Genomic DNA, 19,966 nt, shown 5'->3' with positions numbered 1-19,966 from the left:
GGTCACCGTCCGACTCCCGCGCGGTCGAGCCAGGCGATGACGTCGGCGTCGGTGAGCTGGGCGAAGTCCTCGTACCAGTTGCCCACCGCCCGGAACGAGCGCGGCGCGACGGGTACTACCAGGGCGTCGGCCTCGTCCCGTAGGGCGTCGACCGTTTCGGCGGCTCCTACGGGGACCGCGAGTACCAGTCGGGCGGGGCCGCGGTCGCGTACGGCTCGCAGCGCGGCGCGCGCGGTGCCGCCGGTGGCCAGGCCGTCGTCCACGACGATCACGGCGCGGCCCGCCAGGACGGGCAGGGGCCGCTCGCCCCGGTAGACCCGGACCCGACGGTCCAGCTCGTCGCGTTCGGCCGCCACGGTGGCGCTCAGGTCGTCCTCGCGCACGGACAGGCGGCGCATCAGGTCGCCGTCGAACACCGGGGCGCCGCCCTCGGCCACGGCCCCCACGCCGAGCTCCGGCTGGGGCGGGTAGCCGATCTTGCGGGTGACCAGGACGTCGAGTGCCGTCGCGCCCAGGCGCCTGGCGATCTCGTAGCCCACGGGCACTCCGCCACGCGGCAGCGCGAGCACCACCGGGTCGTCCAGACCCAGCGGGAGCAGCCGCTCGGCGAGCACGCGCCCCGCCTCCGCGCGGTCGGCGAAGGGGAGCCGGACGGACGTCATCGGTGAACCCCCTTCAAGGCTCACCGCCTACCTACCCACTCACGCCCCGCCATGCTCCTCGGAATCGCGGCGGCGCGGGCGGGTCAGGCCCCCGTCAGCCAGTTGAGCGGGTTGTCGCGCAGGATGCGGCGCAGGACGGCCTTGTCGGCCCCGGCGGCGCGCAGGGCCGGGACGAAGACGTCGAAGAGGTGCGCGTGGCCGTGGCCGCCGTAGCGGCTGACCTGGGTCATGCGGGACACGCCCGAGCTGAGCAGGACGCGCCCGGCGTGGCCGCCCTCGATCAGCTCCAGGACGCTCCGGACGCGGCGGTCGAGGGCCTCGGCGCCGTCTCCGGCCAGCACCAGCGTCCCGAACGAGACGTAGGCGCCCGACTCGGCGATCTTGCGGTGCGCGGCGGGGTCGTCCACCAGGTCCTGCTGGCCGACCGCGACGCGGGACGCCGCCAGGCCCGCGCCGGTGAGGATCTCCAGCAGGCTCAGCCCGGGACGTCCGTAGGTGGCCACCGAGAGCCCGGAGTGGACGGCCGCGCGGGCGGCGGCGCGCAGGCAGCGCTCCTCGGCCTCGGTGGGGATCTCGCCCCAGGTGCCGATCTCGCCGATGACGCCGGGGAGCGCGCTGGTGCCGTCCAGGCCGAAGCCGATCTCGGCCAGCAGGCGCTCGGTCAGGGAGTCCTCGTCGGCGCCGCGGATGTGGTCGGGGTGGAAGGGCTCGGTGAAGTAGCCGGTGCCCGCGACCACCGCGACCTTGGACCCGGCGCTGATCCGCGCCAGCGCGGCGGCGTTGCGGCCCATCCCCGTGCAGGTCAGGTCGATGACCAGGCCGAGGTCGTGTCCGGTGCGCAGCGCCGCGAGATCGCCGGTGACGGGCTTCTCCTCGTCCACCCAGCGGCGCGCGTCGGAGCCCACCAGGGCCGGACGGGCGGGCCAGCGCAGGTCGAGCTGGAGGTGCTCGTGGGACAGCACCGTTCCGGTGATGGCGGAAGCCTCGACGGTGCCGGTGACGGTGCGCAGCCGCCCGGGCTCTTCACGGGGGGTCATGAGAGGTGAGGCTACGACATGTTTGCCCGGATTCGAGGTTTATGAAGGGGAGTTTTTACCATCCGATCCGGTATCGGGCACTTCGTCGGGGTCCGGGGCCGAGCCCTGCGCGGCCTCACGGATCGCCCTGGCCCGCGCGGTGCCCGCGCTGGGCCACCGCCGGTCGATCTCCGCGTTCAGCGCGGCGCCGATCAGCACCGCGAGCGCGGCGACGTAGAGCCACGCCAGGACGGCGATCGAGGCGGCCAGCGAGCCGTACACCGAGACCCCGGCCAGCGAGGTGGCCAGGTAGAGCCGGAGCGCCAGGCTGCCGACGATCCAGATCAGCAGCGCGACGACCGCGCCGGGGATCTCGCGCCACCAGGCCGTTCGCACCGGGACGCTCATGTGGTAGAGCATCGCCAGGAACATGATCGACAGCGTCACCACCACGGGCCAGTAGAACAGCGGGAGGACGCCCGCGCTCTCGGGCAGCGCGCGCCGCACCAGCGTCGGCCCCGCCACCAGGAGCGGGATGAGGATCAGCATCACCAGCAGGCCGACCAGGTAGAGGAAGAACGCCCGCAGCCGCGTCCTGATGACGCCGCGGATGCCCGAGAGCCCGTAGGCGATCGTGATCGTGTCGACGTAGACATTGGTGGCCCGCGACCCGGCCCACAGCGAGATCAGGAAGCTCACCGAGACGATGTCGGGGCTCCCGCCCTTGATCACGTCGTCGATCAGCGGGACGACCACCGAGTCGACCGCGGGGCCGGTCAGCACCGTCTGGGCCTGGGTGATCAGCCAGGAGCGGATGTCGGCGACCGTCTCGACGCCCAGCGCGCCGCGGAAGTGGCCCATCGTGCCGATCAGCCCGATCACCAGCGGCGGCAGCGACAGCAGCGCGAAGAAGGCCGCCTCGGCGGCCAGCCCCGTGACCCGGTAGCGGAACGCCGCGATCGCGGTGTCCTTGACCAGGCCCCACACGATCGTCAGCACCCGCCGCCGCCACGAGGCGTGGCCGGCCGGCCCGGCGCCCGAGTCGTCCTCGGCCGGGTTTCCCGCGACGCCCGCGGCACCGGAGACGGTGGTCACACCGCCCCACCGTAGAGCGTCACCCACGCGGAACCTGTCCGAACGCCCACTTCAGCCCATCCTCCGGCGCGTCGTGCTCCCGTGCGAGGCCGCACAGCCATGACCCCGCTCTCATACCCGTTCTGACGCCATGGACCGCGAACGCGTTTCATGGCCTCGCCTCCGCTCGGTGGCCCCATGATCGGCGCGAACGGGGAACCCGCGGCGCGCGCATCCACGTCCATCGGCGACAATGGAGACATGATCTGCCCATCGTGCCGCGAGCGCCACCACGACGAATGTCGTGGCGGGTCGTGGTGCGACTGCCAGCATCAGGCGTCCTCCGCCCCCAACGAGCGTCCCGCTCGGGGGAAGGACGAGGCGCCCCCGGCCGAGCCCCGGGTGAACTGGAGGCGGCAGGGATGACTCTTCTCACCCGTCCGCATGCCGGACGCAACTGGACATCCCGTGGAACCGCATGTCAGAGTCTAGGCATGACTGCTGCGGATCCGTTGCTGGTAATGCGCCGGCACGTGGACTTCCTGCGCGTCCGCAGCGCGATCTGTCTGTGACGCCCCTACCACGCCCCTTTGATCTTTCCGGGCGCGTGGTGCACCGGCGTCATTTTTTCTTTTTCCCGCTCAGCGTCGAGCCGGCCTGACACGACTGCCGCTGCGCCACGCGTCCTCCACCCAGACCTGGATGAGGACGCGCGCCGTGCCACCTGCGACCAAGCGCAAGCGAGGAGAGGGCCAGTGGGCCCTCGGCTATCGCGAACCGCTCAACAAGAACGAAGAGAACAAGAAGAACGACGACGGGCTCAACGTCCGCCGTCGCATCGTCGACGTCTACTCCAAGGCGGGTTTCGACTCCATCGACCCCGCCGACCTGCGGGGCCGATTCCGCTGGTTCGGGCTCTACACCCAGCGCAAGCCCGGGATCGACGGCGGCAAGACCGGATCGCTGCCCGACGAGGAGCTCGACGACCGCTACTTCATGCTGCGGGTGCGGATCGACGGCGGTCAGCTGTCGGCCGAGCAGCTGCGCGTCGTGTCCGACATCTCCGTGAAGTACGCGCGCGGCACCGCCGACATCACCGACCGGCAGAACGTCCAGTACCACTGGATCGCGATCGAGGACGTGCCCGCGATCTGGGACGCGCTGGAGTCGGTGGGCCTGTCGACGATGGAGGCGTGCGGCGACACCCCCCGCGTGATCATCGGCTGTCCGCTGGCCGGGATCGCCGAGGACGAGGTGATCGACGCGACGCCGCAGATCCACGAGATCCACGAGCGCTACATCGGCACGGCCGAGTTCTCCAACCTGCCGCGCAAGTTCAAGTCGGCGCTGAGCGGCTGCACCGCGCACTGCACCGTCCACGAGATCAACGACGTGGCGTTCGTGGGCGTGGTGAACGACGAGGGCCAGGTGGGGTACCAGCCGTTCGTCGGCGGCGGGCTGTCGACCAACCCGATGTTCGCCAAGAGCCTGGGCGTGTTCGTCCGGCCCGAGCAGGCGCACGAGGTCTGGAAGGGCATCATCTCGATCTTCCGGGACTACGGGTACCGCCGGCTGCGGCACCGCGCCCGGATCAAGTTCCTGATGAACGACTGGGGCCCGCAGAAGTTCCGCGAGGTGCTGGAGAAGGAGTACCTCGGGTACGCGCTGCCCGACGGCCCCGACCCGGCCGCCCCGCTCCCCCGTCGTGACCACGTGGGCGTCCACCCGCAGAAGGACGGGAACTTCTACGTCGGGTTCGCGCCGAAGGTCGGCCGCGTCAACGGCCAGCTGCTGGGCACGATCGCCGACCTCGCCGAGCGCTACGGCTCGGGGCGGGTGCGGACGACCGCCGAGCAGAAGATGGTCATCCTGGACGTCCCCGCGGCCAACACCGAGGCCCTGGCGGCCGCGCTGGACGAGCACGACCTCCAGGTCAACCCGTCGACGTTCCGGCGGCAGACCATGGCGTGCACGGGCATCGAGTACTGCAAGCTGGCGATCGTCGAGACCAAGCAGCGCGCCATGGACCTCATCGACGACCTGGAGAAGCGGCTTCCCGACTTCGAGCAGCCGCTGACGATCAACGTCAACGGGTGCCCGAACGCCTGCGCCCGCATCCAGGTCGCCGACATCGGGCTCAAGGGCCAGCTGGTGGTGGACGAGAACGGCGACCAGGTGGAGGGGTTCCAGATCCACCTCGGCGGCCAGGTCGGCGCGTCCTTCGGCAAGAAGGTGCGCGGGCTGAAGACCACCTCGGCGGGGCTGACCGACTACGTGGAGCGCGTCGTGCGCAAGTACGACGAGCAGCGCGCGGACGGCGAGAGCTTCGCCGCCTGGGTCGGTCGCGCCGACGACGCCGACCTCAAATAACGGGTGGCCCGGAATGTCAGAAAGAGCGGCCCCGTTCTACTGCCCGTACTGCGGCGAGGAGCGCCTCGAACCGCGAGAGGAGGAAGGGACGTGGTTCTGCCATGACTGCGTCCGTTCCTTCAAGTTGAAGTTCCTCGGTGTTGGAGCCCCGCGCAAGGAGATCCCCCAGTGACGCTTCTGGAGACCGACAGACCGACCCTCGACCTCGAAGACATCGTCGAGTCGGCCGCGCACGCCTTGGAGGGCGCCTCGACCCTGGAGGTCGTCCGGTGGGCGGCCGCCACGTTCGGCGACCGGATCTGCCTGACCTCCTCGATGTCGGACGCGGCGCTGATCCATCTGGTGTCGAAGGTCAAGCCCGGCATCGACGTGCTGTTCGTCGACACCGGCTACCACTTCGCCGAGACCATCGGCACCCGCGACGCGGTGGAGGCCGTCTACCCGGTCAACGTGATCAATGTGACGCCGTCCAGGACGGTGGAGGAGCAGGAGGCCGCGCTGGGGCCGCGCCTGAACGGACGCAACCCCGACCTGTGCTGCCACCTGCGCAAGGTCGAGCCCCTTGGGCGCGCGCTGGAGGGCTACATGGCCTGGTTCAGCGGCATCCGCCGGGACGAGACCAGCAGCCGCCGCGAGCGCCGCGTCGTCGAGTGGGACCGCAAGCGCGGCATGGTCAAGGTCAACCCGATCCTCGACTGGACGCAGGAGCAGATCGACGACTACATGTCCGACAACGGCGTGCTGGTGAACCCGCTGCACTACGACGGCTACCCGTCGATCGGCTGCGAGCCCTGCACGCAACCCGTCGCACCCGGGGACGACCCGCGCAGCGGCCGCTGGGCCGGGATGGGCAAGACGGAATGCGGCATTCACCTCTGAATCCGCCGATGGTGGCGGTGGCGCACGGGAGCAGAGACCCCCGCGCCGCCGCGACCGTCGCGGAGCTCCTCGCCGCCGTCCGGGCCCGCCGCCCGGACGTCCCGGTGCACGCCTCGTTCCTCGACCACGCGCCACCGGCCCCCGTCAGCGTGCTGGACGGCCTGGCCGCCGCGCCGGGGCCCATCGTCGTGGCGCCGCTGCTGCTCACGGCGGCCTTCCATAGCAAGACCGACATCCCCGGGGTGCTGGCGCAGGTCCGCAGGCGGCATCCGCGCCTGAACGTGAGCACGGCCGCGACGCTGGGTCCGCACCCGCTGCTGCTGTCGGCCCTGGAACGCAGGATGGCCGAGGCGGACGTGGCGATCGGCGACCCGGAGACGGCAGTCGTGCTGGTGTCGGCGGGGTCCAGCGACGCGTCGGCCAACGCCACGATCTGGAACCTGGCCAGGCGATGGCGCACGCGCGGCTGGTGGGGCGTCGTCCCGGCCTACGCGTCGGCGTCGCGGCCCACTCCCGCCGAGGCGGTGGCCGCCCTGCACGACGCGGGCGCGCCCCGCGTCGTGGTGGCGTCCTACTTCCTGGCCCCCGGGTACTTCGCCGACAAGGTGCGCCGGGAGTCGCTCGCCGCCGGGGCCACGGCCGTCTCGCCCGTCCTCGGGGCGGCTCCCGAGGTGGCCGACCTGGTCGTGCACCGCTACGAGGAGGCCCTGGCCCAGACCGTGTCCGCCGCCGCCGTCTAACGGGCGGGCGCCTCCACCAGAAGCAGGCGGATGACGTCGGTGAGGGCCCGGGCCGACAGGGCCGGGTCGACGGCCCGGCGCAGGCCCAGGCCGACGCCCAGGCTGAGGAACGCGTCGGCGAGTTCGGCCGGGGGCATCGGCGGCGTCACCCCCAGCCGGCGCGCCTCGTCCTCGACCACGGCGCGCAGGGCCGCCGACCACGTGCGCCCGCCCGCCGCGATCCGGTCGCGCAGTTCCGGGTCGCGGCGGGTGGCGTGGATCGCGAACTCGGCCTCCAGGAGCGTCCAGCCCTCGTCGCCGATCGTGCGCTCGGCCCATGCCTCGAACACCGCCAGCCGGTCGCCGGCCGGGCCCTCGTCCACGAACAGGTCGAGGACCGCCTGGACGCGCTCGGCCCGCACCGCGTCGATGACGGTCTGGCAGAGCTCGTCCTTGGTGCCGAAGTTGGAGTAGACCGCGCCCTTGGAGAACCCGGCCGCCTCGGCGACCTTCTCCAGCGAGGTCGCGTGATATCCGTCACGCAGGAACAGCCGGCGCGCCGTCGCGATCAGCAGCTCGCGGGTGCGCGCCTGGCTTTCGGCCCGGGTCAGTCGTGCCATGAATCCCATCGTAATCCAGATACTGACGGTATCTCGCAGCTCGTGGCCGCTATTGACTTTCCGTCCGATTGCCAAATACCTTCGGTATCTCGATGGACCCGGAGGTTCGCCATGCCCGACCCACCCGTTGCACGGCCCGGCGCGGTCGTGGTCGTCACCGGCGGTGCCCGGGGAATCGGCCGCGCCACCGCCGCCGCGTTCGCGCGGCGCGGAGCCGTCGTCTGCCTCGGCGACCTGGACGGCGGGGCGGCCGCCGCGACGGCCGCCGAGCTCGGCGTCCACGGCCTCACGGTCGACGTCGCCGACCGCGCCTCCTACGCCGCGTTCCTGGCCGCCGCGCGGGACCGCGCGGGGCCGGTCGACATCCTGGTGAACAACGCCGGGATCATGCCGCTCGGGCCGTTCCTGGACGAGCCCGACGCCGTCAGCGCCACGACCCTCGACGTCAACGTCATGGGGCTGGTCCACGGCATGCGGCTCGCGCTTCCCGGGATGATCGAGCGCGGGCGCGGCCATGTCGTGAACGTCGCGTCGATGGCGGGCAAGCTGCCCATCGCGGGCATGGCGGTCTACAACGCCAGCAAGTACGCCGCCGTCGGGCTCTCCGCCGCCGTGCGCGAGGAGGTCGCCGGGACGGGCGTCACGGTCAGCGCCGTGCTGCCGTCCGCCGTCCGCACCGGGCTGACCGAGGGCGTCCGGCTCGGCGGCGGGCTGCCCACCGTCGAGCCCGAGCGGATCGCCGAGGCGATCGTGCGCAGCTGCGTCTCGCGGCGCGCCGAGTACCCCGTGCCGGCCTGGCTCGGCGTGACCCAGCCGGGCCTCGCGCTGGTGCCCGAGCGGGCCCTGCGGGCCGCCAGGCGGCTCCTGGCGGGCGACCGCGCCTACCGGACGACCTTCGGCACGCGCGGCGACCACGACCGGCGCGTGCTGGAGCAGGCCGGGAGGAGGAGCCGTGCGGCCCGACCATGAGGTGATCATCGTCGGCGCCGGGTTCTCCGGGCTGTGCGTGGGCATCCGGCTCCGCGAGAAGGGGGCCCGCGACTTCGTGATCCTGGACGCGGCCCCGAGCGTCGGCGGCGTGTGGCGGCACAACACCTACCCGGGTGTGGCCGTCGACATCCCGTCCACGACCTACAGCTACTCCTTCGAGCCCAACCCGAACTGGACGCGCGCGTTCGCCCCCGGCCAGGAAGTGCGCGCCTATGCCGAGCACTGCGCCGACAAGTACCGCCTCAGACCACACCTCCGGCTGGGCACCCAGGTGGAGCGGGCCGTCTTCGACGAGGCCCACGACGTGTGGCGCGTCCACACCGGCGGCGGCGAGCTCACCGCCCGCTTCCTGATCTGCGCCGTCGGGCCGCTCGACCAGCCCAAGGCGCCCGACATCCCCGGGCTCGACGGCTATACGGGGAAGGTCGTGCACACGGCGCGCTGGGACCACGGCCACGACGTCACCGGCGAGCGCGTCGCCGTGATCGGCACCGGGGCGTCCGGGCTCCAGGTGATCCCCGAGCTGGCCGGCCGGGCCGGGCACCTGGACGTGTACCAGCGGACGCCCATCTGGGTGCTGCCCAAGATCGACTTCCGGATCCCGGTGGGCGTCCGGCTGGCGTTCCGGCTGGTGCCGCCTCTCCAGTCGCTGCTGCGCCTCATCACCACGGCGGCGTCCGAGGTGATCATGGTGCTGGGGATCGTCCACTACAGCAAGGTGCCGTTCCTCGTCCGGATCACCGAGGCGCTGTGCCGCGCCCACCTGCGCCACCAGGTCCCCGACCGCGCGCTGCGGCGCGAGCTCACACCCCGCTACGGGTTCGGGTGCAAGCGGCCCTCGTTCTCCAACCGCTACTTCCGCACGTTCACGCGGCCCGACGTCGAACTGGTGACGGCCGGGATCGAGCGCGTCACCGAGAAGGGCGTCCGGACCGCCGACGGGCGCGAGCGCGCCGCCGACACGATCGTGCTGGCCACCGGTTTCAGGACGCTGGAGATCGGCGCGATGCCCGCGTTCCCCGTCACCGGGAGGGGCGGCGTCGAGCTCGGCGCCCACTGGGACGAGCACCGCTACCAGACCTACGAGGGCCTGGCCTCTCCCGAGGCGCCCAACTTCTGGCTCATGAACGGGCCCTACACCGTCACCGGCGCCTCGTGGTTCTCCATCATCGAGGCGGGCGCGACCCACATCGTGCGCTGCCTCGGCGAGGCGCGCCGCCGCGGCGCCGTCCGCATGACGGTCAGGCGGGGCCCGCACGACGCGTTCACGGCGGAGATGCGGCGCCGCATGAAGGGCACCATCCTGGCCCAGCCGAGCTGCTCCCGGTCCAACAGCTACTACTTCGACCGGCACGGCGACTCGCCTTACGTGCGTCCCCAGTCGGGCCTGCACGTATGGCGGCGCAGCCGCACCTTCGACCTGGACGACTACGAGTTCATCGCCCGCTGAAAGGAAACCCCATGGCCCTTCTTCGCACCGCCGGGATCGCCCTGGCCGCCACCGGCGCCGCGCACTTCGCCGTCCCCAAGGCGTTCGAGCCGATCTCCAGCCTGCCGTTCCCCCAGGACACGCGGGCGTGGATCAAGCGCAACGGCGCCACCGAGCTGGTGCTCGGGCTGGCGATCAGCGCCGAGAAGACCCGCAAGGCCGGGCTGGTCGGCGCGGCCGTCTACACCGCCTGGCTGGGCGCGCGCACGGCGTCCGGCCTCAGGAACGCGGGCTGAGCCTCACTTGCCGCGCCGGGCCTTGCGGTCGCCCCACCAGCCCGCCAGGGCCCGGCGCACCGGCGCGTGGTGCTCGTCGTCCACGATCCGGACATCGCCCATGATCGCGTGCGCCCGCACCCGCACCACCGGCACCCGAAGGCCCGCGTTGGCCTCGCGCACCAGCACCTTGCGGTCGCCCATCACCGCGTAGCCGCTCAGCTCGACGGCCACGCCGTCGGGGACGATCACCTTCACATCGCCCATCACCGCGGTGGCGACCACGCTCACCTCGCCGGTGGGCACCTGCGCGCCGCGCAGGTCGAGGACGATGTCGCCCATCACCGACAGCAGTTCGAGCTCGGCGTCGACGCGTCCCTGGATGCGTTCCTTGCAGTCGCCCATGATGGCGGTGAAGCGCCGCTGCACCTGGAGCGGCGCCGGAACCGCGCCCGGCGCGCCCATCCCGGGCAGGTCGGCGGTGATCTTCTCCAGGTCGCCGTGGGTCGTGGCGAGATAGGCGGCCTCGGTCCGCTCGGTCAGCTCCTCGAAGGTCAGCCGCCCCTCCACCGAGGCGACCCGCAACCGCTCGACCACGGCCTCGCGCTCGGCGTCGGAGGCGCGGACGGACTCGGGCGCGACCGTCGGCGAATCGTGCGACGGCCGCTGCGGGGTGGGCTGACTCATGATTTCGAAAGTATGCCCTCACGCTCGACAGACAATCCGCCGTGCGGACGAGATCGCCCCCGCACTTCAGGAGGACGCCCGGCCGCGGGCCGCCCCGAAGGTACCAGAACGACGTTCAGTATCCTGCGGCGACAGCCAGAACGCGTTGGGAGACAGCCGTGCCGACCCACGAGGTTTTCAACCAGGTCCCGCCGCTCGCCGGGCACGATCTCGCCGACGACGCCGTCCTGCTCGACGGGCTCGAACGCGAGGGCGCGGGCTGGGCCGCCGACGAGGTGCACGAGCTCGGCCGCCTGGCGGGCACCGAGCGGGCCCAGGAGTGGGGACGCCTGGCCAACGAGAACCCTCCCGTCCTGCGCACCCACGACCGCTACGGCCACCGCGTGGACGAGGTGGAGTTCCACCCGGCCTGGCACGAGCTGATGAACGTCGCCGTCACCCACGGCCTGCACGGCGCGCCCTGGGCCGACGACCGCGCGGGCGCCCACGTGGCCCGCGCCGCCAAGTTCTACGCCTGGCGCGTCGACGCCGGGCACGGCTGCCCCATCTCGATGACCTACGCCGCCGTCCCCGCCCTGCGCCTCGACCCCGACCTGGCCGCGGCCTACGAGCCCCTCCTCGCCGCGACGGCCTACGACCCCGGCCTGCGCGCCCCCGCGACCAAGACCGCCCTGCTCGCGGGCATGTCGATGACCGAGAAGCAGGGCGGCAGCGACGTCCGGGCCAACACCACCGAGGCCACGCCGCGGCCTGACGGCACCTACACCCTGGTCGGCCACAAGTGGTTCACCAGCGCCCCCATGTGCGACCTGTTCCTCACCCTCGCCCAGGCGCCGGGCGGGCTGACCTGCTTCCTGGTCCCCCGCGTCCTGCCCGACGGCACCCGCAACGCCCTGCGCCTCATGCGGCTGAAGGACAAGCTCGGCAACCGCTCCAACGCCTCGTCCGAGATCGAGTACGAGCACGCCGTCGCGCACCGCGTCGGTGACGAGGGACGCGGCGTCCGGACCATCATCGAGATGGTCAACCTGACCCGCCTCGACTGCGTCATCGGCGCCGCCGCCGGGATGCGCCAGGGCCTCGTCGCCGCCGCCCACCACGCCGCCCACCGCACGGCGTTCGGCAGGCCCCTGATCGACCAGCCGCTGATGCGCAACGTCCTGGCCGACCTGGCCATCGAGTCCGAGGCCGCCACCGCGCTCATGCTCCGCCTCGCCGGAGCCACCGACCGCTCCGTCCGCGGCTCCGAGCCCGAGTCGTCCTTCAAACGCCTCGCCCTGGCCGTCGCCAAGTACTGGATCTGCAAACGCTGGCCCGCCCACGCCGCCGAGACCCTCGAATGCCTCGGCGGCAACGGCTACGTCGAAGAGTCCGGCATGCCCCGCCTCTTCCGCGAATCCCCCCTCAACTCCATCTGGGAGGGCAGCGGCAACGTCTCGGCCCTGGACTCCCTGCGCGCGATGGCCAAGGAGCCCCAGACCCTCGACGCCTTCTTCGCCGAGCTCGACCGCACCACCGGCGCCGAACCGCGCCTCGACGCCGCCGTGCGCGACCTCAAGGACACCCTGACCGACGTCGCCAACATCGAGCACCAGGCCCGCCGCATCGCCGAACGCATGGCCCTCGCCCTCCAGGCGTCCCTGCTCGTGAGGCACGGCCACCCCGGCACGGCCGAGGCCTTCTGCGTCACCCGCCTGGTCGGCGACTGGGGCCACGCCTACGGCACCCTCCCCATCGGCATGGACCTCGCACCCATCATCGACCGGGCGACCCCAAAGGTCCCCTAGCCGCGAGGACGGACGAGGCCGCGGTCGAACCGCCTGGATCCGGTCGCGGAGGTCGAGCTCGGCCAGGATCCGCTTCACGCGGGTGGCCTCGCCGACGTGGAGGCGGCGCCTACCTGGGCGGACGGGTCGCCCGCGCCCGCCGCCTCAGTCTCTTCGCGGGCCTGATCGCCGCGGGCATGGCGGACGTCGCGGCGCGCTGGTCCACCAGGCGGGCGACGAAAACCAGTTGTCCCGGAGCCCCCTCACCGCCAATCTAGGAGCAACGGAGAAATCCGAAAACGTCGCAAATGCCGAAGTGGTGAGGCGCCAGACTTCCAATCTGGAATACCGGGTTCGACTCCCGGTTGCGGCTCAAGTTCACGGGCGGAACACCCACCGTGGAATCACCCAGCGCAATCACTCACGAGCACTACGTGATCTCCGTTGCCGCACGATCGGAAGTTCGGCCAGGAGTAACGGCGGTCACTACTGCTCTTTGCTGGGGAATCGCTATGATCTCTTGAGAATCGACGCCTCGCGAAGACCGGTGCACAGTGCAACCCCCACAACCGCCACCCGGCTACGGCCCTCCGGCCGGGCCGCCCGGCCCTCCGATGCCGCCCGGCCCGCCGGGCTGGGGACCGCCCGGCGGCCCGCGGCCGCCGAACAACAACGCGCCGATCATCATCTTCGTGATCATCGCGGCCTTCGTGCTGCTGATCGGCGGCGGCGCCGTGTTCCTGCTGGCGAGCGACGACGACGAACCCCGGCGCAGGACGATCGCCGCGTCGCCCACGCTTGACTACCCGACGCCCCCGAGCTTCAGCCCGCCCACCTACAACCCGCCGACCTACACTCCGCCCACGACGACGCCGACCACTCCGGAGAGCACCTACACGCCCCCGGAGCAGAACTACGGCGCCATCGCCGTAGGACGCAACGGCGCCGTCGGCAAGGCCTGGGACTACGACTCCGCCGCCGACGCCCGGCGGCGGGCGCTGAACGAATGCCCCACCTCCGGCTGCAAGGTCCTGACGACCTTCGTGAACGGCTGCGGCGCGGTCGCGTTCAACTCCAGGACCAACAAGTACTGGGGCGGCAACGGCTCCACCCGCGCCGCGGCCCAGCGAGACGCGATCTCCAACGCGGGCGGCGGACGCTGGATCGCCTGGGTGTGCACCACCCGCTAGCCCCGCGGTCAGGCGGTTTTGGATTGGCCGCCGTCGATGATGTGGTCGGCGCCGTTGATGTTGCGGGCCTGGCCGGAGGCGAGGAAGAGGACGAGGGCGGCCACCTCGTCGGGTTCGGTCAGGCGGCCGGTGTTGAAGCCGGCCTTGGCCGGGAAGGCGGACAGGAAGTCGGCGACGGTGCTGCCGTTCGCCGCCGCCAGGGTGGCTCCGATGCCGTGCTCGCTCTCCCAGGCCGGAGTGCGGGTCGGGCCCGGGGAGACGGTGTTGACGCGGACGCCGCGCGGGCCGAGTTCCTCGGCCAGGGCCTTGCTCAGGTTGGTGAGCGCGGCCTTGGACGCCCCGTAGTCGGCGGTGGCGGGCTGGGGGAAGCGGCCGCGGATCGAGGAGACGTTCACGATCGCGCCCCGGCGTTCCAGGAGGGACGGCAGGGCGGCGCGGATCGCACGTACGGCGGAGAAGAAGTTGACCTCGAAGGTGTGCTGCCACTGGGCGTCGGTGATCGCGCCGAAGCCGTCCAGCCGGGCGTCGAAGGCGCCCACGTTGTTGATCAGTATGTCGAGGCCGCCGAGGTGGTCGAGGGCCTGGGCCACCGCTTCGGCGGGGGCTTCGGGGGTGGACAGGTCCGCCGCGATCGGGTGCGCGCCGATGGCCTCGAGGGCCGGGCTGATCGTGCGGGCCACCCCGGCCACCCGGGCGCCCTGGGCGGCCGCGCTCGTGGCGATGGCCAGACCGATCCCCTGGCTCGCGCCGGTGACCAGCAGTGTTCGTCCTGACAGGGACATGACGACCTCCATCTGTAACGATCGTTCGAAAATGAGGGCAAATAAAAACCGCGGGCCGGCTCACAGGGCGTCCACCGTGGTGTCGACGATGTCCACCAGGTCCTGCCGGTCGGTCGCGGTCTTGCCGAGCACGCGCAGACCGTAGATGGCGTTGAGGACGAACCGCGCCAGGGCTCCCGCGCTGCGCTCGCGCGTGATCTCGCAGTCGCGCTGCCCGCGCTCCAGGGCCGCGGTCAGCGCCTCCTCGACTCGGGCGAAGATGCGCCGCACCAGGACGGTGACCGCCTCGTCCTTGCCGGCCAGCTCGATCGCGGCGTTGACGGCCAGGCAGCCCCGGCAGTCGCCGAGCTCGGCGTCGACCACGGCGAGCATCAGCTCGCGGATGTGCTCCTTGACCGATCCCGGCTCGTCCAGCAGCGCGATGTCGGCCTCGGTGTTGCGCTCCAGATACCGGCGCAGGGCCAGTTCGTAGAGCTGATGCTTGCCGGCGAAGGCGTTGTACAAGCTGCTACGCCCCAATCCGGTGCTGTCCACCAGGTTCTGCGCGGACGTGGCCGCGTACCCGCGCGCCCAGAAGGCCTCCATGGCGGCGTCGAGCACCTGCTCGCCATCGAACTCCCGTGCGCGTGACATGGAGCCCACCCTAAGGCATTGGTAACGATCGTTTCAAATGGCCGGGACATAGGCGGTCGCTCTTGGGGCAGGAGACGTCCAGGAGAACGCGACATGGGGAGGACGGGCGTGCCGAACACCACCGTTGGCCTGCTGGGGATCTATCTCAACGATCACCTGGCGGGCGCCACCGGCGGGCTGGAGCTGACGCGCCGGGCCGCCGCGTCCCACCCCGCGCTGAAGCCGTTCGTGAGCGAGCTGCGCGAGGACCGCGAGGCGCTGCTGGACATGATGGCGGCGCTGGAGGTCCCGGTGCGCCGCTACAAGGTGTACGCGGCCTGGGCGGCGGAGAAGGCGGGACGGCTGAAGTTCAACGGACGAGTCGTGCGCCGTTCGCCGCTGAGCGAGCTGCTGGAGCTGGAGATGCTGCGGCTGGGCGTGGAGGGCAAGATCGCGGGATGGCTGACGCTGCGGGAACTGGCCGTCCATGACGACCGCCTGGACGCCGGGCGCCTGGACGAGCTGATCGCCGGCGCCCGGCGGCAGTCCTCGACCCTGGAGAAGCTTCGCCTCCGCACCGTGGCCGAACTGGCGAAGGGCAGCGGGTGACTCACACCACGGCGACGGCGTCGATCTCGACGAGGCAGCCGGGGTTCAGGCCCGCGACGACATGGACGGTGATGGCGGGTGGCGGGTCGTCCCGGTTCCACACCCGCTGGAAGGCGGCCACGCCCTCGTCGAAGCTCTGGCCGTCCACCACGGCGATGGTCCAGTGCACGATGTTCGCCAGCGTCGCCCCCTCGCTCTCCAGGATGGTCGCGAGGTTGCGGAACACCTGCTCGGACTGCTCCCCCACCGTCGGGCCGACCACCTTTCCCGCGGCGTCGACGCCGTTCTGGCCGCCGATGTAGATCGTCTTCGTCGGGCGCTCGACCACGACGGCCTGGCTGAACGCCGGGCTGCGATGGAGCCCCTCGGGGTTGATGTGCCGGATTCCCATGATCTGCCTCCTTGGACGAATGACACCAGTTATAGTGGTTACATGCGAGGGAACACAACCGGGCGGGTGCTGCACGACCCCAAGGGAGGGTCGTTCGTGTTCGACGCCGGTGCCGTCTGCCTGGACTTCGCGCACACCGGCGGCGAGGGCGTCTACGCGGTGTTCGAGTCCCTGCACGAGCCTGCCGACCTGGGCGCATGGCTGGCCGAGCCCCCGTTGGACGCGGTCGTGACGGTCCCGGTGACCGCCCGGGAGCTGGCCGCCGCCAAGACCCTCAGGCAGGCGATCTGGGACGCCGCGCACGCCCGGGCGGCGGGTCGTCCCCTCTCTCCCGGCTCGGTGGCGACCATCAACCGGGCAGCCGCGGCGGCGCCCCTGGCCCCCGAACTGGACGCCGACGGCACGTCCGCGGCCTGGGCCGCGCCGGTGCGGGCGGCGCGGGCGCTGTCGACCATCGCCCGGGAGATGGTCGACCTGCTGTCGGGGCCCTTCGCCGGGCGCATCCGCGAGTGCGCGAGCGACAACTGCCCGCTGGTGTTCGTCGACCTGTCGCGTCCCGGCGCGCGGCGCTGGTGCGCGATGGAGCGCTGCGGCAACCGCCACAAGCTCCGCGCGATGCGCGCCCGCCGGGCCAAGGACGCGTGACGCGCATTGGCTTGATCCGGTCAGGGCGGTGTCTGGCCGGTCCCGCCGGCGGCTGTCAGTCTTGATCCGTGGAGGATGCCGCGGACGACCTGCGCGCCGCCGTGGCGGCACGGCGGGAGCTCGGGCCCGACTTCGAGCCCGAGATCGTCGAGTCGTTCCTCGAACGCCTCGACCACGCGATCGAGGCCCGGGTGGACGCCCAGGTCGGCGCGCGCCTGGCCGAGGCCGCCGAGCCCGCGCGCGAGGGGACGCCGGCCGAGGTGGTGTTCGCCTCGATGCTGGGCGGGCTGCTGGCCACCGGGGTGATCGGCCTGACCCTCGACAACCACGAGACCGCGCTCGTCTTCCTGGTCTGGATCATCGTCGCGGCGGTCAACCTCGCGCCCGCCGTGGGACGGCGCCGTCCGTCCCGCTGACGGCGGTCAGGTCACGGCGACGGGCAGGGCGGTCAGCCCGTTGATCAGCATGCTGGCGCGCACGGTGAGCTCGTCGGCGGGCACGGCCAGCCGGAGCTCGGGGAAGCGTTCGATGAGCGCGCCGATGGCGATCCTGGCCTCCAGGCGGGCCAGGGGCGCGCCGAGGCAGTGGTGGATGCCGTGCCCGAAGGCCAGGTGCGAGTTCTGCGACCGGGTGACGTCGACGCTGTCGGGGGTGGGGAACCGGCGGGAGTCGTGGTTGGCGGGCAGGAGCGCGGCCACCACCACCTCGCCCTCGGGGATGGTGACGCCGCCGATCCGCACCGGCGCGGCGGTCCGCGACGGGATGGCCACCTGCGCCGGGCCGTTGAAACGCAGCAGTTCCTCGACGGCGGCGGGCAGCAGGCCGGGGTCCGCGCGGACCAGGTCGAGCTGGTCGGGATGGCTCAGCAGGGCCTGGACGCCGCCGCAGATCAGATGGGCCGTGGTCTCGTACCCGGCGACCAGCAACAGGAAGACCATCGAGGTCAGCTCGTTCTCCGACAGCCGGTCGCCGTCCTGGCGGGCCGCGACCAGGGCCGAGATGAGGTCGTCGGACGGGGCGTCCCGCTTGTCGGCGATCAGTTCGCGCACGTAGCCGACCAGCGCGCTCGCGGCGGCCACGTAGGTCTCGGCGGGGTGGACCGAGCCGTTGATGGCGATCATCGTCCACTCCTGGAAGTCGCCCCTGCGGTCGGCGGGCACCCCGAGCAGCTCACTGATCACGGTCAGCGGGAGGGGGTAGCCGAACGCCTCCACCAGGTCGACCGGTGCGCCATTCGCGCCCGCGGCCGCGACGTCGTCGAGCAGACGGTCGACGATGCGGCGGATCTCCGGCTCCAGGCCCTCGATCCGCCGCCGGGTGAACGCGGCGGACACCAGCTTGCGCAGCCGGGTGTGGTCGGGCGGGTCGGCGCCCAGCAGGTGATGGTCCATCGCGGCGGCCAGCTCGGCCGGGACCGAGTCGCGGTGCGGGCCGTCACCGCCCTTGCCCTTGATCACGTCCGGGTGGGCGAGCGCCTCGCGGGCCTCGGCGTAGCCGGTGATCAGCCAGACCGGGACACCGGTGAACAACGTGACGCGCTGGACGGGCCCGTTCGCCGCCAGGTCCGCGAACGCCGCGGCCCGGACGGCGGGTGGGGCCTCGATGAACGGTGACGTCACCGGCTCCGCCATGGTCAACTCCGATCAAGGGGGGCATCCGACCGGCCGGTCCGACGCCGTTCAAGATCGCCAACTGCGCGGGGTTCCGCTCTATTCCGGCCAGAACCACCCGATCCCGGCCGATCTCACTCGACGGGGCGCCAGCGGACCCATTGGTCGATGCCGTCGTAGTCGTAACGCTCGTCGCGGTCGTCAAAGCGCCATTCGGCCATGAGCCGCCGCGCGTCGGCGGGCGTCTCGCGGTGCGGCTCCAGGAGCGATTCGAGTTCCTTGTGGCGGGAGGCGTCCGCCTCGGTTTTCTCGCCGTCCAGTTCTCTGATGAAGATCGCCCACTGCTCCCTTTCCATGTCGACCGCCTCCCGGCTCGCGGGCCAGACCGCGTAGGGGTCGTCCAGGGCATCCGGGCCCATTCTGTTGAAGTAGTGGGGGACGCCGTTCACGTCCGCGAGCCCCTTCCAGGGACCGTCGTACCGGTCCAGCTCGGCGTGGATCCGCTCGAAGCCGTTCTCGATCAGACGTCGCTCGTCCCAGCTGCCCGAATCGTCAGTCATGGGCGGCATGCTACTGGCGCGGGTCAGGGCATTGGTCTTGTGGTCGTTCGCACGGTGGTGGTCCATTCCGGCCGGGGAGGCGGGGTGCGATCGCCGAGGGCGATCAGGGCGCAGGTGCGGCCCTGGTCGTGGAGTGACTGGGTGATCGTGGTGAGGCCCGCCCGGGCCGCGTCGGGGTCGTCGTCCCAACCGGCCACCGCGAGTTCCCCGGGGACGTCGAGCCCCCGGCGGCGGGCGGCGTCGAGGACGGCGAAGGCCAGCTGGTCGCTCATGGCGATCACCGCGTCGGCGTCCAGGAGCCGGTCGGCCAGGGCGGCGGCGCCGGCGCGGTCGTTGCGGGCCGCGACGGCAACGGGCAGGCGGCGCGGGTCCAGGCCCGCGTCGCGGCAGTGGTCGTAGATGCCGAGCAGGCGTTCGCGGGTGACCGGGAACTCGGCGCTTTCGGGGTCGGGCCCGGTCTCCAGGCGCGGACGGTGGTCGCGGCCGAAGGGGAAGCTGAGCACGGCCGGGCGACGGGCCCCGGAGAACGCGCGCGCGGCCAGCGCGCGGGCGGAGCCGCGGTTGTCGATGGTGACCACCCGGGCGCCGGGGACGGCCGGGCCACCGTGGACGGCGACGGGCTTGGCGAGCCCGGTCACCACGGCGAGCACGGGGTCGGAGTCGACGGTGGTCCAGACGATGTAGCCGTCGACCGAGGCCGACTTCACGCGGTCGACGTCCCCGTCCTGGCCGGTGGTCGGAATGAGGTTCAGCCCGACGCCGCGCTCGCGGCAGACCTCGGCGACGCCGGCCAGGAAGCGGCGGGCCTGCGGGTCCTCGAAGGCGTAGGCGAGATGCTCGCCGAGCACGACGCCGATCGCGTCGTTGTGGCGGCGGCGCAGGGACCGCGCGGTCGGGTCCGGGCCTCGGTAGCCCAGTTCGGCGGCCGCCTCCCGGACGCGCCGCAGCGTGTCCGGCGCGACCCGGTCGGGCTGGTTGTAGCAGTACGACACCGTCATCAGGGAGACGCCGCAGCGGCGTGCCACCTGAGCCATGGTGACGCGTGCGGACCCGGGGCTGGACATGCGGCGATCCTAGCTG

Annotated in this window: 22 protein-coding genes and 1 tRNA gene; 12 read left to right on the top strand and 11 right to left on the bottom strand. The window is 72.0% G+C overall.

What is annotated here, in order from left to right; all coding sequences use genetic code 11:
- Positions 1 to 2: 2 nt before the first annotated feature.
- From ACQPY4_RS15275 to ACQPY4_RS15265, 3 genes are all read right to left on the bottom strand, one after another.
- The gene (locus ACQPY4_RS15275; RefSeq protein WP_433336745.1) at positions 3 to 662 is read right to left on the bottom strand and encodes a phosphoribosyltransferase; all 660 of its coding nucleotides are present in this window, start codon (positions 660 to 662) and stop codon (positions 3 to 5) included.
- A gap of 83 nt (positions 663 to 745) precedes the next feature.
- Positions 746 to 1,699 carry a phosphotriesterase family protein gene (locus tag ACQPY4_RS15270; RefSeq protein WP_433336743.1) on the bottom strand — a complete coding sequence of 318 codons (954 nt, stop codon included), beginning with the start codon at positions 1,697 to 1,699 and terminating at the stop codon, positions 746 to 748.
- 39 nt (positions 1,700 to 1,738) lie between these two features.
- On the bottom strand, positions 1,739 to 2,773 hold the full coding sequence (locus ACQPY4_RS15265; protein WP_433336741.1) for a YihY/virulence factor BrkB family protein: 1,035 nt from the start codon (positions 2,771 to 2,773) through the stop codon (positions 1,739 to 1,741).
- A gap of 681 nt (positions 2,774 to 3,454) precedes the next feature.
- Here ACQPY4_RS15265 and ACQPY4_RS15260 point away from each other — a divergent pair.
- The 3 genes from ACQPY4_RS15260 to ACQPY4_RS15250 all read left to right on the top strand — a co-directional run bounded on the left by ACQPY4_RS15260 (position 3,455) and on the right by ACQPY4_RS15250 (position 6,741).
- Positions 3,455 to 5,122: a nitrite/sulfite reductase gene (locus tag ACQPY4_RS15260; RefSeq protein WP_433336739.1), complete on the top strand. Its 1,668-nt coding sequence runs from the start codon at positions 3,455 to 3,457 to the stop codon at positions 5,120 to 5,122.
- A gap of 168 nt (positions 5,123 to 5,290) precedes the next feature.
- Entirely contained in the window at positions 5,291 to 6,001 is a 711-nt protein-coding gene (locus ACQPY4_RS15255) for a phosphoadenylyl-sulfate reductase (RefSeq protein ID WP_433336737.1), read from the top strand.
- Between the two features lie 8 nt (positions 6,002 to 6,009).
- Positions 6,010 to 6,741 carry a sirohydrochlorin chelatase gene (locus tag ACQPY4_RS15250; RefSeq protein ID WP_433336735.1) on the top strand — a complete coding sequence of 244 codons (732 nt, stop codon included), beginning with the start codon at positions 6,010 to 6,012 and terminating at the stop codon, positions 6,739 to 6,741.
- Here ACQPY4_RS15250 and ACQPY4_RS15245 read toward each other — a convergent pair.
- Positions 6,738 to 7,340 carry a TetR/AcrR family transcriptional regulator gene (locus ACQPY4_RS15245; protein ID WP_433336733.1) on the bottom strand — a complete coding sequence of 201 codons (603 nt, stop codon included), beginning with the start codon at positions 7,338 to 7,340 and terminating at the stop codon, positions 6,738 to 6,740. The two genes, ACQPY4_RS15250 and ACQPY4_RS15245, sit on opposite strands and share 4 nt — an antisense overlap.
- 111 nt (positions 7,341 to 7,451) lie before the next feature.
- Between ACQPY4_RS15245 and ACQPY4_RS15240 the strand changes: the two genes are divergently transcribed.
- The 3 genes from ACQPY4_RS15240 to ACQPY4_RS15230 are packed head-to-tail and all read left to right on the top strand — an operon-like array spanning position 7,452 to position 10,055.
- Complete coding sequence (locus ACQPY4_RS15240; RefSeq protein ID WP_433336731.1) at positions 7,452 to 8,309, top strand: SDR family NAD(P)-dependent oxidoreductase; 858 nt, start codon at positions 7,452 to 7,454, stop codon at positions 8,307 to 8,309.
- A complete protein-coding gene (locus ACQPY4_RS15235) occupies positions 8,293 to 9,780 on the top strand; it encodes a flavin-containing monooxygenase (protein WP_433336729.1) in 1,488 nt (495 codons plus the stop codon). Before ACQPY4_RS15240 ends, ACQPY4_RS15235 begins: the two co-directional genes overlap by 17 nt.
- Before the next feature lie 11 nt (positions 9,781 to 9,791).
- Positions 9,792 to 10,055 (top strand): hypothetical protein, encoded by a 264-nt coding sequence (locus ACQPY4_RS15230; protein WP_433336727.1) that lies wholly within the window; start codon positions 9,792 to 9,794, stop codon positions 10,053 to 10,055.
- A 3-nt stretch (positions 10,056 to 10,058) separates the two neighbouring features.
- Here the strand turns inward: ACQPY4_RS15230 and ACQPY4_RS15225 are convergent, their stop codons facing one another.
- A complete protein-coding gene (locus tag ACQPY4_RS15225) occupies positions 10,059 to 10,721 on the bottom strand; it encodes a DUF1707 SHOCT-like domain-containing protein (protein WP_433336725.1) in 663 nt (220 codons plus the stop codon).
- A gap of 158 nt (positions 10,722 to 10,879) precedes the next feature.
- On the opposite strand from ACQPY4_RS15225, the gene ACQPY4_RS15220 reads away from it, so the two are divergent.
- The 3 genes from ACQPY4_RS15220 (at position 10,880) to ACQPY4_RS15210 (ending at position 13,677) form a co-directional block, all read left to right on the top strand.
- On the top strand, positions 10,880 to 12,508 hold the full coding sequence (locus ACQPY4_RS15220) for an acyl-CoA dehydrogenase family protein (RefSeq protein WP_433336723.1): 1,629 nt from the start codon (positions 10,880 to 10,882) through the stop codon (positions 12,506 to 12,508).
- A 280-nt stretch (positions 12,509 to 12,788) separates the two neighbouring features.
- Positions 12,789 to 12,860: transfer RNA gene (locus ACQPY4_RS15215), tRNA-Gly, on the top strand.
- A 319-nt stretch (positions 12,861 to 13,179) separates the two neighbouring features.
- On the top strand, positions 13,180 to 13,677 hold the full coding sequence (locus ACQPY4_RS15210; RefSeq protein ID WP_433336721.1) for a DUF4189 domain-containing protein: 498 nt from the start codon (positions 13,180 to 13,182) through the stop codon (positions 13,675 to 13,677).
- Between the two features lie 8 nt (positions 13,678 to 13,685).
- On the opposite strand, the gene ACQPY4_RS15205 is transcribed toward ACQPY4_RS15210, so the two are convergent.
- Positions 13,686 to 14,459, bottom strand: coding sequence for an SDR family NAD(P)-dependent oxidoreductase (locus ACQPY4_RS15205; protein ID WP_433336719.1), 774 nt, complete (start codon positions 14,457 to 14,459; stop codon positions 13,686 to 13,688).
- A 60-nt stretch (positions 14,460 to 14,519) separates the two neighbouring features.
- Positions 14,520 to 15,092: a TetR/AcrR family transcriptional regulator gene (locus ACQPY4_RS15200; RefSeq protein ID WP_433336717.1), complete on the bottom strand. Its 573-nt coding sequence runs from the start codon at positions 15,090 to 15,092 to the stop codon at positions 14,520 to 14,522.
- 108 nt (positions 15,093 to 15,200) lie between these two features.
- On the opposite strand from ACQPY4_RS15200, the gene ACQPY4_RS15195 reads away from it, so the two are divergent.
- Positions 15,201 to 15,680: a hypothetical protein gene (locus ACQPY4_RS15195; RefSeq protein ID WP_433336715.1), complete on the top strand. Its 480-nt coding sequence runs from the start codon at positions 15,201 to 15,203 to the stop codon at positions 15,678 to 15,680.
- Position 15,681: 1 nt separating this feature from the next.
- On the opposite strand, the gene ACQPY4_RS15190 is transcribed toward ACQPY4_RS15195, so the two are convergent.
- Entirely contained in the window at positions 15,682 to 16,071 is a 390-nt protein-coding gene (locus tag ACQPY4_RS15190) for a RidA family protein (protein ID WP_433336713.1), read from the bottom strand.
- 42 nt (positions 16,072 to 16,113) lie between these two features.
- On the opposite strand from ACQPY4_RS15190, the gene ACQPY4_RS15185 reads away from it, so the two are divergent.
- Both ACQPY4_RS15185 and ACQPY4_RS15180 read left to right on the top strand, forming a co-directional pair.
- Entirely contained in the window at positions 16,114 to 16,716 is a 603-nt protein-coding gene (locus tag ACQPY4_RS15185; RefSeq protein ID WP_433336711.1) for a CGNR zinc finger domain-containing protein, read from the top strand.
- Between the two features lie 68 nt (positions 16,717 to 16,784).
- Positions 16,785 to 17,132, top strand: a complete 348-nt coding sequence (locus ACQPY4_RS15180; RefSeq protein WP_433336709.1) for a hypothetical protein — start codon at positions 16,785 to 16,787, stop codon at positions 17,130 to 17,132.
- Between the two features lie 6 nt (positions 17,133 to 17,138).
- On the opposite strand, the gene ACQPY4_RS15175 is transcribed toward ACQPY4_RS15180, so the two are convergent.
- The 3 genes from ACQPY4_RS15175 to ACQPY4_RS15165 all read right to left on the bottom strand — a co-directional run bounded on the left by ACQPY4_RS15175 (position 17,139) and on the right by ACQPY4_RS15165 (position 19,950).
- On the bottom strand, positions 17,139 to 18,347 hold the full coding sequence (locus ACQPY4_RS15175; protein ID WP_433336707.1) for a cytochrome P450 family protein: 1,209 nt from the start codon (positions 18,345 to 18,347) through the stop codon (positions 17,139 to 17,141).
- Between the two features lie 113 nt (positions 18,348 to 18,460).
- Complete coding sequence (locus ACQPY4_RS15170) at positions 18,461 to 18,886, bottom strand: hypothetical protein (protein WP_433336705.1); 426 nt, start codon at positions 18,884 to 18,886, stop codon at positions 18,461 to 18,463.
- 23 nt (positions 18,887 to 18,909) lie between these two features.
- Positions 18,910 to 19,950: a LacI family DNA-binding transcriptional regulator gene (locus ACQPY4_RS15165; protein ID WP_433336703.1), complete on the bottom strand. Its 1,041-nt coding sequence runs from the start codon at positions 19,948 to 19,950 to the stop codon at positions 18,910 to 18,912.
- Positions 19,951 to 19,966 lie beyond the last annotated feature (16 nt).

Origin of the sequence: Spirillospora sp. CA-294931 (genome assembly GCF_050946795.1) — a bacterium.
GTDB lineage: Bacteria > Actinomycetota > Actinomycetes > Streptosporangiales > Streptosporangiaceae > Spirillospora.
The sequence above is the reverse complement of the archived record's forward strand: the minus strand, read 5'-3'. Positions and strand labels throughout refer to the sequence as shown.